This is a genomic window from Gemmatimonadaceae bacterium, assembly GCA_035606695.1.
Classification (GTDB): domain Bacteria; phylum Gemmatimonadota; class Gemmatimonadetes; order Gemmatimonadales; family Gemmatimonadaceae; genus JAQBQB01.
On sequence record DATNEW010000012.1, the window covers coordinates 25,387 to 40,597 of the forward strand.

At 65.7% G+C, this 15,211-nt stretch carries 12 protein-coding genes; 8 read left to right on the forward strand and 4 right to left on the reverse strand.

The features are described from left to right. Positions 1 to 620 precede the first annotated feature (620 nt). A complete protein-coding gene (locus VN706_03590) occupies positions 621 to 3,734 on the forward strand; it encodes an AAA family ATPase (GenBank protein ID HXT14683.1) in 3,114 nt (1,037 codons plus the stop codon). 12 nt (positions 3,735 to 3,746) lie between these two features. Further along, entirely contained in the window at positions 3,747 to 4,538 is a 792-nt protein-coding gene (locus VN706_03595) for an MBL fold metallo-hydrolase (GenBank protein HXT14684.1), read from the forward strand. On the opposite strand, the gene speY is transcribed toward VN706_03595, so the two are convergent. Both speY and VN706_03605 read right to left on the reverse strand, forming a co-directional pair. After that, complete coding sequence (gene speY, locus VN706_03600) at positions 4,530 to 5,735, reverse strand: deoxyhypusine synthase (GenBank protein ID HXT14685.1); 1,206 nt, start codon at positions 5,733 to 5,735, stop codon at positions 4,530 to 4,532. The two genes, VN706_03595 and speY, sit on opposite strands and share 9 nt — an antisense overlap. A gap of 3 nt (positions 5,736 to 5,738) precedes the next feature. Then, entirely contained in the window at positions 5,739 to 6,698 is a 960-nt protein-coding gene (locus VN706_03605) for a TIGR00730 family Rossman fold protein (GenBank protein HXT14686.1), read from the reverse strand. A 112-nt stretch (positions 6,699 to 6,810) separates the two neighbouring features. Here VN706_03605 and VN706_03610 point away from each other — a divergent pair, with 112 nt between their 5' ends. Further along, on the forward strand, positions 6,811 to 8,211 hold the full coding sequence (locus VN706_03610) for an alkaline phosphatase family protein (GenBank protein ID HXT14687.1): 1,401 nt from the start codon (positions 6,811 to 6,813) through the stop codon (positions 8,209 to 8,211). Between the two features lie 14 nt (positions 8,212 to 8,225). Here the strand turns inward: VN706_03610 and VN706_03615 are convergent, their stop codons facing one another. Further along, positions 8,226 to 8,462 (reverse strand): hypothetical protein, encoded by a 237-nt coding sequence (locus VN706_03615; GenBank protein ID HXT14688.1) that lies wholly within the window; start codon positions 8,460 to 8,462, stop codon positions 8,226 to 8,228. A 34-nt stretch (positions 8,463 to 8,496) separates the two neighbouring features. On the opposite strand from VN706_03615, the gene VN706_03620 reads away from it, so the two are divergent. From VN706_03620 to VN706_03640, 5 genes are all read left to right on the forward strand, one after another. Beyond that, positions 8,497 to 8,757 carry a hypothetical protein gene (locus tag VN706_03620; protein ID HXT14689.1) on the forward strand — a complete coding sequence of 87 codons (261 nt, stop codon included), beginning with the start codon at positions 8,497 to 8,499 and terminating at the stop codon, positions 8,755 to 8,757. Further along, positions 8,754 to 9,725 (forward strand): tRNA epoxyqueuosine(34) reductase QueG, encoded by a 972-nt coding sequence (gene queG, locus VN706_03625; protein HXT14690.1) that lies wholly within the window; start codon positions 8,754 to 8,756, stop codon positions 9,723 to 9,725. Before VN706_03620 ends, queG begins: the two co-directional genes overlap by 4 nt. 354 nt (positions 9,726 to 10,079) lie before the next feature. Continuing rightward, entirely contained in the window at positions 10,080 to 10,871 is a 792-nt protein-coding gene (locus tag VN706_03630; protein HXT14691.1) for a choice-of-anchor D domain-containing protein, read from the forward strand. A 124-nt stretch (positions 10,872 to 10,995) separates the two neighbouring features. Beyond that, the gene (locus VN706_03635; GenBank protein HXT14692.1) at positions 10,996 to 12,954 is read left to right on the forward strand and encodes a serine/threonine-protein kinase; all 1,959 of its coding nucleotides are present in this window, start codon (positions 10,996 to 10,998) and stop codon (positions 12,952 to 12,954) included. 45 nt (positions 12,955 to 12,999) lie between these two features. Further along, positions 13,000 to 14,583, forward strand: a complete 1,584-nt coding sequence (locus VN706_03640; GenBank protein ID HXT14693.1) for an amidase — start codon at positions 13,000 to 13,002, stop codon at positions 14,581 to 14,583. Between the two features lie 13 nt (positions 14,584 to 14,596). On the opposite strand, the gene VN706_03645 is transcribed toward VN706_03640, so the two are convergent. Then, positions 14,597 to 15,166 carry a hypothetical protein gene (locus tag VN706_03645; GenBank protein ID HXT14694.1) on the reverse strand — a complete coding sequence of 190 codons (570 nt, stop codon included), beginning with the start codon at positions 15,164 to 15,166 and terminating at the stop codon, positions 14,597 to 14,599. Positions 15,167 to 15,211: the final 45 nt, after the last annotated feature.

Sequence of the window (15,211 nt, forward strand, 5' to 3'; positions counted from 1 at the left end):
TCGGGAGTATTGTTTAAGTGGCTCTCAATCGCCACAGCAAAACCGAGCAAGGTCACACAGGTATTCGGGCGCATGATAGAAAACTCCAGTACAGAAGAGTCCAGTTTGCAGGCAGGTTTAGGCACGCGAACTCGCCGACGCGGGCCGGGATCGGCTACGGATTGCCGGTGCACGTGGAGTCAGCTACCGATTGATCAGCCGAACACTTGTCGCCCGTGGCATAGATATACCCACTATGCGACGCCTTCGCCCCAGCCTGGCGCGCATGCGACGTCGGTTCAGTCATAGAAGCACAAGCGCCAAGCACAATGGCCGCGGCGATCAACGAAAGACGAAAGGCGGTACGCATGATGTACTACTCCAGAGAATTCGATTGAGTGGTGGGGCGGCTTCAGCGCCACGCCACCAATCAAATCCCCACCGTTAGCGCAGCGTTAGCGACGCTAGCGCCACACAAATCGGAAACTCTGACGGTTTTCCACCCCGCGCCGCCGACCCGCGCCGCCGCCTTGTGACGTTTCGTTCCTTGCCGCCCTCCCCTTATAGTCCTATCTATCCTGCGCGACGCCGCATGGATTTCCCGCCGTTTCCCGCCGTATTCAGCTGTATCTCCGCTCTTCATGCAGTGTCGTCTGTACACGCTCGGCCGCGCCGCCGCTTCCGTCGGTGACCGCACCCTCGATCCAGCCGCCGAGCTCGTCTTCGCCGGAGTGCTCTACCTCGCACTCGAAGCCGGTCGCCCAATCCCGCGCGGCCAACTCCAAACGCTCCTCTGGCCCGACGCCCCGCACGAACGCCAGGGCGCCCGCCTTCGCTGGCTCCTCAACCGCCTGCGGACACTCCGCCTTCCGATCACCGCCACGGCGACGAGCGTCACCCTCGACGCCGCTTCTACCTCCGTAGACTACCTCGCGGCCGAGGACGTCGAGCTCGACGAGATCGGCGAAATCCTCGCCGGATACAACCCCACCTTCTCCGAACCCTTCACGCGCTGGCTCGACGAGAAGCGCGAGACGATCGCGACCGAAACGGTCCGCCGCCTCCTGCCGCGTCTGACCAACGCCCAGCAAGCCGAGGATTGGTCGCTCGTCAACCGTGTCGCCGCGGCGATGCTGCGCGTCAGTCCGCTCAACGAAGAAGCGGTCCTCGCCATCGCTGAAGCACGCTGCCAGCTCGGCGCCAAAGCCCAGGCGCTCACCGGTCTCGAGACGTACCTCGACGCGCTCGGCGAAGATCGAACGGAGCTCCGGCTGCCCGCCGAAGTCCTTCGGCGGCGCATCACAAAGAGTGAAAGCGGTATTTCGCGCGCGACCGAGCCGCCATTCGTAGGCCGCGCCGAACAGGTGCGCCGGATCTCGGCGCTGATCGGCGCCGCGCGCGCGGGCACCGGGGGCGCGCTCATGCTCAGCGGACCGGCCGGCATCGGGAAGACGCGCTTGCTCGACGAGGCGGTTTCGCGCAACGCCACCGCCAGCCTTCAGACGATTCGCGTTCGCTGCGACCCGGCGACCGCCGATCGTCCGCTCGCGGCACTCGCCGATCTCATCGCCAAGGCCTGCGAGCTGCGCGGCGCGATCGGTGCCGATCCCGCGAGTTTTTCGCGACTGTCCCAGTTCGCCCAGGCCGCCAAGGACGACGACGACGCCCCACAAGCGAGCCCGGAGTTTCTGCGGTCGCAACTGTGCGCGTCGCTCATCGACGTCCTCGAAGCGTCGAGCGCGGAAGCACCGGTGGTGATCATCGTCGACGACGTGCAGTGGGCGGGACGCTCGCTCGATGCGCTGTGGACGCAACTCGCCGCGTGGAGTGAAACGCATCGGGTCGCGATGTTGTTCGGCTGCCGCACGCCGGCCGCCGAGGAACCGTCGTTCAAACCGGCGACGATCGCACTGCCCATGCTCGACAGCGCGGCCGCGGAGTCGCTGCTCGATCAATTGCTCACGCAGCTCGAGCGCGCGGCCACGCCGGACGTGCGGCGAGCACTGCTCGTGCGCTGCGGTGGAAGCCCGCTCTTCATGCGCGAGATGACGCGGCAGTGGGCCCTCACCGGCTCGATCGACCAGTTGCCGACGTCGCTCGCGGGATTGTTCGACGCCGGCATCGCGTCGCTCAGCGCACCGGCCCTCCGCGCGCTCGAAGTCGCATCGATCCTCGGCACGCAGGCGACGCTCGAGCGCATGGAGCGGCTCATGCAGCTCCCGCGCGGCATGTTCATCGACGCGATCGTCGAGCTCGAGAACGAAGGCATCCTGAGCGCCGACGCGAAAGGCAACGTGTACGGCCACGTGTTCTGGTCCGACGTTGCGATGCGCCGTGTTTCGGATGCGGTCGCGCGCGTGTTGCATCGGCACGCGGCGGAGTGTCTCGACGACGAGCTCGCGAGCGAGCCGTCGCCGCAGCTCTTGTGGGAATCCGCGCGACACTGGCACGGTGCGTCGCGTCCGGATCGCGCGCGCGTTGCGATCTCGCGCGGCGCCGATCATCTCGTGCAGCACGGGTTCCCCGAGGAAGCCGCGAACGTGCTGCACGTTGCCGCCGAAGCAGCGGAAGATCCGATCGAGCAGCTTTCGCTATTGCGCCGGCGCATCGATTTGCTCGTGATGGCGGGCCGCATGAACGATCTGCCCAACGAGATCGATCGCCACGAGTCGCTCGCGATGCAGCTCAATCCCGCATACGACGCGCACAACGACCTCGAGATGACGCGCCTGTTCGTGAGTCACGTGCAACGCGGCGAGATCGAAGTCGTGCAGCGTTCGGCGCTCGCGTGCGCGCGAAACGCCGGTGCCACGACGGGGCATCGCTTGCGCGCGGCGAAGGAATCGGCGCGGATGTCGGCGCTCATCGCGCCCGAAACGCTCGACGAGCTGCGCGACATCGTCACAGCGCTTCAACCGACGACGCGCGACGATCGCTGGAATCGCGACTACACGCTCTACGAATATTCGGTCGCGCGCGGAGACCTGGATGAAGCGGTTCGCGTGAGCGAAGGGATGGTCGCCGACGCACGCGACGTGGGGCCGCGGCTCCTCGCGTCGGCGCTGTCGCTCCGCGGCCAGGCGTATCTGCTCGTCGGCCGCTTCGGCGACGCGCGAGCCACGTTCCGCGAGTCAACCGATCTCTCGCGCAAGAAAGGTCTGATCGATTGCGCGACGACCGCGTACGACGCGTGGGTGGGCTTCAGCCTCGACCTCGATGCACCCGTCGTGACGCGCGCGCTCATCAAGGAAGCGGAACAGCCGGTGTTTGCATTCGGTTCGCTCGGCGGCACGGCGAGCTCGCGTTTGTTCGCGAATCACGAAGCGCAGCTCGCCGCGATGGAAGGCCGCGCGCGCGACGCGCTCGACGTCGTGCACGGACTGGGTGATTCACTCGAGTGCGCTGTGCCGCGCTGGCGTGCGCGCTTTCTTGCGATCCATCTTGCCGCGCGGGTGGCGCTGGGCGAGCGTGCACATCTCGACGACATCGTCGGTCGCCTGGCGACGTGCTTCGATCGCGCGGGCCACTGGCTCGATTGGCCGGCGACCATCTACGCGCGCTACCTGCACACCGAGCGCGGCGTGGACGTCGCCGCCGAGTTCGCGACGCGGTACATCAACGAGGTGCGGCGCGAACGGTATGCGCCGCCGCAGATACTGCTCGACATCGCGTCGCGCGTAGATGGAATCATCACGACCGCCGCCAAACCCGCCGCGCCCGCGAGCCCGACGACCAGAATCGCACTCGGCGGCTGATAGCTTTCCGACATGACGCTCGACATCGAACGCCACGGAGACGTGACGAGGCTGCGCATGTCCAGCTGGGCCACGCGCGCCGTGCGGCTCGATGTCAGCGCGTACGTGATTCGCGGCGTCATGATCGATACGGGCTTCCGCCGGCTGCGGCATGAATTGTTGCGCGCCGTACGCGAACTGAATATTCGCGGAGCGATCGTCACGCACTGGCACGAAGACCACGCCGGCAACGCGGCCGAGCTCAGCGCGCTCGGTGTGCCGATCGCAATGCGTGAGGATACGCGCGCAATTCTTCGCCGGCCGCCCGACATTCAGGTCTACCGGCGCGTCGTGTGGGGACGGCCGCCGGCGTTAGTGTCGGAAAGTCCAGGACTCGACGCCGAAGGCCTCGAGACGATCCACACGCCCGGCCACTCGACCGACCATCAGGTGGCGTGGGACCAGGCGACGCGTACACTCTTCTCCGGCGATCTCTGGCTCGGCGTTCGCGCGCGGGTGCTCCACGCATCCGAAGATCCGTATCGGATCATCGACAGTCTGCGCCTGGTCGCCGCGCTCGAACCTGCGCGAATGTTCGACGCGCATCGCGGTGTGGTCGAGCGTCCGGCGGACGCGTTGCGCGCGAAGATCGACTGGCTCGGAGCAACACTCGCCGACATCGAGCGCCGCATCCACCGCGGCGAGCGCGATCGCCAGATCGTCCGCGAAGCACTCGGCGGCGAAGAAATGGCCGCCGTGGTGTCACACGGCGACTATTCGCGGCGCAATCTGGTGAAGGCGGTCAGGCGGCGGCTGTCATCCTGAGGCGCCCGCCCGCTCGAACTCGCGCCGTAAGAGATTCATCATCTTCTCTCGCTGCTCGTACAACCGCCTGAGCGGCCGCTTCGCGTGTCGCGCGTGCGCATACGCCGTCAACAGCGGCAGCGCGACCGTCGAATCGAGGTAACAGACGACCGCATCCGGCAGGCGATCGGGATCGATCTTGCCCCAGCTCACCGCTTCAGCCGGCGTTGCACCCGATAGCCCGCCGGTGTCCGGGCGCGCATCGGTGATCTGCAGAAAGAAGTCGTGCCCCTTCTCGTCGATCCCGAGTACTTCCTGAATTTGCGGCTCCGTCTGGAGCATGAAGTTCTTTGGGGAGCCGCCGCCACAGATCAACACGCCCGACTTACCGCCGCCGCGCTTCGCCGTCAGCACGATGGACGCCGTCTCGTTCACGTCGAGGTTCGGATCGATCACGCATTTGTTCCCCTCGAGCGCCAGCGCGGCGATGTTCATGCCGATCGACGAGTCGCCGGGCGACGAGGTGTAGATCGGCACGCCCGCGGCATAGGCGGCCGAGAGCAGCGACTTCTGCCCGAGACCCAGCATCTTCTCGCGCTCACGCACGTACTTGCCGCACAGATAGTGAAACTCCGCGCTGGACATCGAGCGCTGGAATTCCTTGCCCTGTATGATTTTTCTAAAGAACGCGTCCGTCGACAGCAAAACGTCGTAGTCGAAGAAAATGTCGTAGATGCGGACGACACCCTCTTCGCGCAGCACGACGTCGGACTCCTGCGGGTTGCCGCGATGCATCGCGAGCCCCAAGCCGAAATGCGTGTCGTGATACAGATTCGCGCCCGTCGAAATGATCCAGTCGACGTACCCACTTTCGATCAGCGGAATCAGCGCCGCCATCCCGAGCCCCGCCGGCGTCAACGCACCAGTCAACGTCATGCCGATCGTCACATCGGGCTCGAGCATCTTCTTCGTGAAGAGCTGACAGGCTTCGCGCAGCCGCGCCGCGTTGTACGCTAGAAACGCGTTGTCGATCAGATCCGCGGCTGATTCACTCCCATCGATACGCCGCGGATCGATGCGATCGCCGCGCAAGAATTTGCTCTTTTCGTGGGCGGTATGCTTTTGCCCGGCGCGCTCGCGCTCCTCAGCGGCGCGCTTCTGCTCGGCCTTGGGGCCGGCCGCCGATGCCTTTCCGCTCGCACTCTTCTTCTTCGCCATTGATCAAACTTTGCTGTTGTTCGGTGATTTCCACGCCTGGATCACGGCGTCGGCCGCTTCGCGCGGATCGTCGGTGAGCAGCATCAGATCCAGATCGCCCGGTGAGATCTTGCCTTCTCCCAGCACGCGCGACTGGAACCAGCGCACCAGCCCGGCCCAGTAGTGCCGGCCGAACATGATGACCGGGAACTGATAGATCTTGCCGGTTTGAATGAGCGTCAACGCCTCGAACGCTTCGTCGAGCGTGCCGTAGCCGCCCGGGAAAATGATGAAGGCATTTGAGTATTTGATGAACATCGTCTTCCGCACGAAGAAGTAGCGGAAGTTCACCAGCGTATCGACGTACGGATTCGAGCCCTGCTCGAACGGCAGCTCGATGTTGCAGCCGATCGAGATGCCGCCGCCAAGCTTGGCGCCTTTGTTCGCGGCTTCCATGATCCCAGGACCCGCGCCGGTGATGATCGCGAACCCGGCCTCGGCCAACAGGCGAGCGGTTTCCTGCGCCGCTTGATATTGCGGATCATCGGGATGCGTCCGCGCGGAGCCGAAGATCGACACGCCGCGCTCGACGTGCGCGAGATTGTCGAAGCCCTCGATGAACTCGCCCATGATGCGCATCACACGCCACGGGTCGCTTCGCGTGAAGTCGGTCTGATCGGCGCCGGCTTGCAGCAGCTTCTCGTCTTCGGTGACGGGATAATCGCGAATCGCTTCGTCGACCTTGCGCGCCGCTCCCGCTGACCTCGGTGCACCCTTTTCAGACGGTGGTGTGCGCCCGGCGGCGCGATGACCGACTTCGGTTCGCTCGCGAAAGCCTTCCTGCGCTGTGAGGGCGGCTTCCGCCATGACCTCCGGCGTCGCCCGTTTGCCGCCCGCGGTGCGCGCGTGCTTGCGTTGGGATTTTTTCGGCGCGCGCGATGCCTTGGGTGCGTCGGCGTCGGCGCGTGTACGTTTTTTCGCCATGCGTGGAGTTTACGGGGTTGAGGCTGGCGAACACAGAGGCTTCCCGGATCGGGTTCAACCCGCCATTTATTGTTCCTCGCTTCGGCGCTTCGCACCTCCGCTCGGAATTCTCGTGACTGTTGTGATATTACTCGCGGACGGCGCCCGCCCCGACACGCTCGAGGCCGCGCTGGCGAACGGCTCGCTTCCCGCGCTCGAGCGATTGCGCGCCGAGGGCGGGTTGTACACGGTGACGTCGTGCTTTCCGTCGGTGACGGGGCCGGCATATGCGCCGTTCTTGATGGGGCGTTTCCCCGGCCCGATCGGCCTGCCCGGACTCCGTTGGTTCGACCGCGCGCGCAGTGCCACATCATTTCCCGACTACACGCGCAGCTACGTGGGCTACCAGATGGGCGCGATCGATCGCGACATCGATCCTCAGGCGCCAACGGTGTTCGAGTTGGCGACGGCGAGCGTCGGCGCGCTGAACGTCATCGGTCGAGGGCTGGCGGCGCGCGATCGCGTCGGGTCGATCTCTGCCGCGTCGGCGTTCCGCGCCGCGCGCACACACTTCGCCGGCAACGTCGCGGGCTGGCTGCAGATCGATCGTGACGTCGCGAGCGAAGTCGTGCGCCGCATTCGCGACGACAAGCCCGAGTTCGTGTTCGCGGCGCTGACGGGCGTGGATAAGGTGTCACACTCGCGCGGCCAGCCGTCGGCGATGATCGCCGACGCACTCGCCATCGTCGACGATACCGCGGCGCAGATTCGCGCCGATGCCGAGCGCGAAGGCCGGTGGGATGACATGAGTCTGTGGATCGTGAGCGACCACGGGCACTCCCGCGTGACGTCGCATGAGGATCTTGTAAAAATCGTGCAGCAGGCCGGCTATCGCACCATGTCGCATCCGTGGCTCTTCTCGCGCGCGCCCGACGTGGCCGTGATGGTCAGCGGCAACGCCATGGCGCATCTGTATCTCGATGTGCGCTCCCGCGAGCGACCGGCGAACGGTGTACCACATCGATATGAACATCTTTATTCAACATTGCTCTCTCGGCCGTCGGTGGACGTGATGATGGTCCCGCACGGCAAGCTGGTGTCGGTGGTGAGCGCGACCCGCGGGGCGGCCACGATATGGCTCGACGAGCATGGGTATCACTATCGTCGCGACACGGGCGATCCGCTTCGCGTCGGCGCGAACGTCTCGAACGCCTCGATGGACGCGGCCTACGACGCGACGATCGCGACGGACTATCCGGACGGCATCGTGCAGATCGTCCATCTGGCGACGTCCTCACGGTCCGGCGACATCGTTCTCTCCGCCGCGCGCGATTGGGATTTCCGCGCGCGCTACGAGCCGATTCCGCACGTGAGCTCACACGGGGCGCTGCATCGCGAACACATGCTCGTTCCCTTGTTGGTCAATCGTCCGCCCCACGGTCAGCCGCGACGAACGGTCGACGTGATGCCGAGCGCGCTGGCCGCGCTGGGGAAAGCGATTCCCGGCGGCCTGGACGGGCGATCATTCTTTTGAGCCGAAAACTCACATCAATTCGACGAAGGTTTTCGGAGGAGCGGCGGGATCGACAACAGCGCCCACGCACTCTCGAGAAAGATGAATCCCATGCGGCGATCGACGATCGCGACCCAGGCCAGCAGGCCCGACCCGACGAGATTCAGCAGATTATAGCGAACGTCAGCCCGGTCCATCCATCCGCGCTGACTGCCGGCGTACGCGATGAGAATCATGATCGCGCCCGCAACCGATATTATTTGATAGAGCATCTCTCTTCATCCTGGTGATCTGGTAGTTCTCGTCATGGCTTCCTGGCTCCGGCTCGGCGCGTCGCTCGCGTGGCGCGGTTTGCGAAATCCGCGGACCGCGTCGGCGCTCGTGCGCGTCGGCTGGCGCTTTCGGCGCCGAGACTGGTATCGCCGCTTCCCGTTCCTGCCCGTTCCCGCGACCGACTATGTGCGCTGGCGAATGTACACGGCTTACGGTAACGCCGAGATCGTGCCGCCGGCGGAGGATGTCGTCCGCTACGCGCGCTGGGCGGTGAGCACGGGAAAGCGGTCGTGATTCAAGCAGCGAACGCGCGGAATCTGGAAACGCTCATCAAGGCTCAGTGCTACGGGCTCGGCTTCGATCTCGTGGGGATCACCGACCTCGGGCCCGCCAGCACGGCCGCAGAGTACGATGCGTGGCTGTCGCGCGGGTACGAGGGTGAGATGGGTTACATGGCGCGCAACGTCGACACGCGGCACGATTCGCGACTGCCGTACGACGGCGTCACGCATGCGATCGTGGTCGCGATGAGTTACGGCGGCGATCAACCGTCGGGGCCAGTGGCGCGCTACGCTCGCGGCGACGACTACCACGACGTGATGATCGATCGATTGAACGCGTTGCATCGCTGGATTGAATCGCAGACGAGCCGCGAGATTCGCGGCCGCGCATACGTCGACACCGGTCCAATTCTCGAGAGAGATCTGGCGCGCCGCGCGGGGCTCGGCTGGTTCGGCAAGAATACGACGCTCATCAACCCGCGCGCGGGGTCGTTCTTCTTTATTGGCGCGCTGGTGTTGGATCTCGCCCTCGAGATCGATCCGCCGTTCGAGACCGATCACTGCGGCACGTGTCATCGCTGCATCGCCGCCTGCCCGACGAATGCGCTCGTCGAGCCGCACGTGCTGGACGCGAACCGGTGCATCGCGTATCTGACGATCGAGCTCAAGGGCGACATGCCCGAGGAGCTGAAGCCGCTCGTCGGCGACTTGATTTATGGGTGCGACATCTGCCAGGAAGTCTGTCCCTGGAATGAGAAGTTCGCGTTACCGTTGCGGGAAGAGGCGTTTCGGCCGCGGCCCACGGTCGCGGGCAAGGACGCTGCCGCCCTGGCGCGGGACATCCTGGCGATGAGCGATGACGATTTTCGAATCGCGTTCAAGGACTCGCCGATGAAGCGCGCCAAACTCCGCGGCCTCAAGCGAAACGCGGAAGTCGTGCTGGCGAATATCGAGGCACTCCGGGCGCGGACGACGGATTAGCGCCGGCGAATGACGGTGCGACGATCGTTTCGAGACATCATCGCCCCGTTTCGAGACATCGCCAACAAGGAAATTCATGATGGTGACATGCGCATTCTCGTTTCGGGAACCGCGCGCGTGTCACGGGCCTTTCTGCACGGCAACCGGTGATCGGCGGCCGCCGCTGGGCGCTGATGCCCACCATGTTATCATGAAACTATTATTAGAGATATCTAAGTGCCCCATCCATCCAGATTGTTTGCAGCGTTTGTCTTGTGCGCCGCGGCCGGCTGTGGAGACCAGCAGAGCCTCCTCACGCCACGCGCGTCTAGCTCCGCCGCCAAGGGAGTCCCAGGCGGCGGCGGTGGCGCTACCTTGCCGCCCCCGTCGACCGCGGCCGCACCGGCGCCAACCGGTGGCACGCAGCTGCCGCCACCAATGCTCGTTGACGGACCCGCGTGGTACTTCTCGGAAGTGGGCGGCCTCGCCGGTCCGCTGACGGCAGACATCGACTTCGACAGACTCCAGAACCTGTCGCCGGGTGGCATCTCCGTCGGCACGACCCGCACCTCATCAGAGTTCATTTACAACACGAGCAAGAAGACGGCGCTCACCATCACGGCCATCTCCATGACCGGCGCGAACCCGGGCGATTTCGCGGTCGATCCGGCGGACCTCGCGTCGGCGCTGGCGACCACGCTTCCGGCGAACAAGGACGCGGTCGAAGTGCTGCACGTCAGCTTTACGCCGACGGCCTCCGGTCCTCGCTCGGCCACGCTCCTCGTGACCTCGGCTAGCGGCATCGCCGAAGTCTTTCTCACCGGTACCGGCCTGCCCGGCAGCCCGGTGGTCAGCCTGATTGCTCCGCTCAACTTCGTCACCGGCGCCGCTCCATTCAATCTCAGCATCGCGAACGCCGGCGGTCAGACGCTGTCGCTGGATTCGCTCACGATTGGTGGGGCGAATCCGGAAGCATTTACCTTCGCCGTGACCAACCACGGGCTGAGCAACTGCTTCACACCCGAACTGATCGCCCCTAAATCCGAGTGCCTGTTCGCGGTGGCGCTTGCTCCAGGTGTGACGACAGCGGCGAGTGCGACGCTCGTGATCGTCACGAACGATCCGCTGCATCCGCGGCAAGAGGTGCCGATCACGTTCACACCGTAGCCGTCCGACTGTAACGAGGTCAGCATTAGGTAGGAGCGGCGCGCGACTGGAAGGTCACAGTCGCGCGCCGCGTGTCTTCCGAGCCCGCCGCGAAACGTCTGGGTGCATCAGTCGTAGTACCCGCATGACGCAGCACTCCAGCGAATTTCTCGAGCTCCAGGCCGCCCTCGCCGGCGAATACTCCCTCCAGCGAGAGCTCGGCCGCGGCGGCATGGGCATCGTCTACCTCGCCCGCGATGTCCAGCTCGACCGCGACGTCGCCATCAAGGTGCTGCCGCCCGACCTCGCCCGTACGCCCGAGTCGCGCGAACGCTTCATTCGGGAAGCGCGCACTGCCGCCGGGCTTTCGCATCCTCACATCGTTCCGATCCACCGCGTCGGCGAAGCGACCGCACCGGCCAACCAGGGCGCCGCGGGCACTCGCTTCGTGTTCTTCGTCATGAGCTACGTAGAAGGCGAAACGCTCGGCGATCGCCTGCGCACGAATGGAGCGCTTCCGCCCGCCGAGGCAGCGCGTGTGTTGCGCGAGGTCGCGTGGGCGCTCGCGTACGCCCATGGCCGTGGCATCGTTCATCGCGACGTGAAACCCGACAACATTCTGCTCGAGGCGGGCACGGGTCGCGCGCTCGTCACGGACTTCGGCATTGCGCAACGCCAGGATGTCGCCTCACCCGACGCGATTCCAGGGAAGATCATGGGCACCGCGCACTTCATGAGTCCCGAGCAGGCCGCCGGCAACTCGATCGATGGCCGCAGCGACTTGTACTCGCTGGGCGTCGTCGGTTATCTCGCGCTGAGCGGCCGGTTGCCGTTCGAAAGCACCGCGCTTCCCGCGCTGCTCGTTCGTCAAGCGACGGAGGCGCCGCAGAGCGTGCTGCACGTCGCGCCGGGCATTGCGCGCGAGCTCGGCGCCGCGATCGATCGTTGTCTCGCGCTCGATCCCGCTGACCGCTTCACCGACGGCGAAGCATTGGCCGCCGCGCTGGTACCCGGTCCCGATACGCGGCCCGCGCTTCCACCAACATTGCGCGCGTGGCTCGGCGCGCGAAATCCGCTGCTCGTGCCATTCAGTGCCTGGTCCGCGGGCTTTAGCGTTCTCACAATTGGGAACGCGGTCGCGTTGGCGACTGGGAATCGGGGCAGTCATATCCGGGACGTCGCGATCCTCGGTTCGCTCGCGTTGGCGCCGCTCGTGCCAATCATCGGGTTCCATCTCAACCAGGCGCGGCGACAGTTTCGCGCCGGGCATACGCTCGCCGATCTGCGAACGGCGATTGAGCTCGCGCGCCGCGACCGCGTCGAGAGTGAGGCGCTTGCTCGCGACGAGGAAGAATCCGCCCCGATCCGCCTGTTGCGATTGAGCACGGTTGCTTCCGCGACCTGGCTCGCCGTCACGTTCGGACTCGTCATGTCGCGCGTCCTCAACGAACACACAACAGGCATCGCGTGGATCCTCGCGCCGATCGGATCGACGATGCTGCTCGGCGCCGCGAGCAACGCCTTCGACGTGCAGTTTCTTCCCACGAAGCTGCGCCAATGGTGGCAGACGGGAATTCGCGATCGTCTCTGGAACAGTCGCGCCGGCGAATGGTTCGCACGGCGACTCGGTGCTCCGGATCGCTCACGCGCGGTTGGAGGCGGTGTATTCCGTCCAACCGAAGCCGCGCTCGGCGTCGCCGCATCAGAGCTCTTCGCCGCCCTGCCGAAGGCGTATCGCGAACAACTCAGCGATTTGCCCGCGATCGTCGCCGCGCTCGAGGCCCGCGCCGCGGAGGCGAGGGCCGGGATCGACATCGTTGCCGCGCTTGCGCCGAACGGTTCGAGTGATGCTGAAGTCCTGGCGGCTCGTCGTACCGCCGCGTCGACGCATCTGGCGCAGACCGTCGCGGCATTGGAAGGCATTCGCCTCGACCTGCTGCGTCTCCACGCCGGCGCGAGCGATCTGGCGCCGCTCACGACGCTCATCGACGCGGCACGCGCGCTCGATGAAGACGTGAATCGCCTCGCCGACGCGCAGCGTGAGGTGAACGCGGCGACATCGCGCAAGCCGCTCGGGACAGCGCGCACTCCGACCCCGGCCTGATCGCCGGATATTGACCGCGCACCTCGAGGCGCGCCAATTCAACCGATGTCGCCCACTCGTCGCGAAGCGCTCGTGCAACTCGCCGCGCTCACCACGCTGCCGTTCGCGCGCTGGAGCGTCACCGCCGTCGATCCACTCGACGGCACGATCGCCGAATTCCAGGCCGGGCTTCGGCGCGGCGAATGGACGTCGGCCGACGTCACCGCTCGCGCGCTCGAGCGCTGCCGCGCCGAGGGCACGCGTTGGCGCGCGATCGATGCGCTCGCCGCTACGGCACTCGACGAAGCGCGATCCGCCGACGCGCGCCGTCGCAGCGGAAAATCGCGCGGGCCGCTCGACGGGGTTCCCGTGTTCGCGAAGGCGATCTACGACGTGAATGGATTGCCGACAACGGCGTCGAACGCCGAGTGGGCACGGCTCTTTCCAGAAGTCGTACGACGAGACTCGATCGAAGTCGCGCGTCTTCGTGCGGCCGGCGCCGTCATTCTCGGCAAAACGGCCGCTGACGATTTTGCGTATCACGGCAACGGAACCAGCAGTCATACCGGACAGGTGCTGAATCCGCACGATCCAACCGGCACGAAGACGCCGGGTGGTTCCAGCGCCGGATCGGCCGTCGCCGTCTCGGACGGAATGGCGTTCGCCGCGCTCGGCACCGACGACGGTGGATCGAATCGCATTCCCGCGCAATTCACCGGTGTGGTCGGAATGAAGCCAACGTTCGGCCTCGTGCCGCGCACCGGAGTGATTCCGACGTGGCCATATCTCGACACGCATGGCCCGCTCGCGCGTCACGTCGCCGATGCGGCGTTGTTGCTCGCCGCGATCGCAGGCGCGGACGGCTCCGATCCGCTCTCGCGCGCTGATGGGTGGAACGCCGCACCACTCATGGCGCTGCGCGACGACGCATTATCCGGCATCCGACTTGGCATTATTGATGTGCACGTCCCACGCGCGCAAATGACTTCTGAGGCCGTCGCGGTGTGGGATCGCGCCGTCGGTGATCTGCGCGCGGCGGGCGCAATGGTCGACACCTTCGCCGCGCAGGTCACGCGCGTGAACTATCGCGATCTGTTCGCGGCGGCCGCACACGATCGCGGCGACGTTGCCGTCGACGCCGATTCACCAGCACCGACTGCCAACTCACTCTATCGCTACTTCCAGGGACGAACGAACGATCCACGCGGCGCCGTTCGGCTCGGCTACAGCGCATATCAGAAGTTTTATAACGTGCTCCCGGCCACCTTCGACGAGTGCGCGCCGCTCCTCGAGCGGCCGATGACCGACGATCCAGCCGGACGCTCATTCGCTCGCTCGCGTGCAACCGTCGTCGCCGCGCTCACCGAGTCGATGCGCGCGGCGAAGATCGACGCGATGGTTTATCCGACCATGCCGTTCAACGCGCCGCGCGCCAGTGACCCGTGGCCGGACGTTCGCACCGCACTCGGCTACGGCAACTGGCTCGGTCTGCCCGAAGTGTCGGTGCCGGCGGGGCTCGGCACCGACGGAATGCCGGCGCTCAACGTCTCGATCGTCGGATTACCCGGCAGCGATGCGCGTGTGTTGTCATTCGCGCACGCGTACGAACGACAGTCGCGACGCTTCGTGGCGCCGCCGCGCGGTGCGTAGTCGCGTGCGAGCCTTACGCTGCCGTCGCGCGCTCGGCGGCGGCGGCTGGACGGCGCATACCGCTCGCCGCACCGAGCGCGATACCGACCGCGACGATGGCCAGCGCGACGGGCACGCTCGCCGGCTTCGTCACCATGTCGAAGACCACGGCGAGCGCGATCCCGGTGTTGATCGCTGGCAACGCGGCGATCAGCGGCGGCGGCACGAGCTTCGGCGCCGGCTTGTCCATGCCGCCCTTCGCCATCTCATCGAGCACGTGCTTGAGCGCGCGGCCCTTGATGCCGAGGAAGACGCCGCTGGCAAGGAGCAGAGTCGCGCCGACGAGTCCGGCGACGATGAATCCGCTCGACCACGCATGCGAGTCGGTGAGACTGAGCATGTACGAACCGGTGATGACGAACAGGGCGAGGCAGATCGGGAAGAGCTTCGACGCCGACATCAATACGTCATGCCAGTCGATCACGTCGGCGATCGTGCGCGCACGCGCGCGGCGGCCGACGGCGATCTTCGTCACCGCGGTCGCGGCAGATGCCACGACGAGCGTGACGAGGTGAATGAAGAGCGCGATATGATAGCGGTCCATGGGAGTCGAGGGCAGAAGTGAGAGTATAAGTATTATTTCATGTAC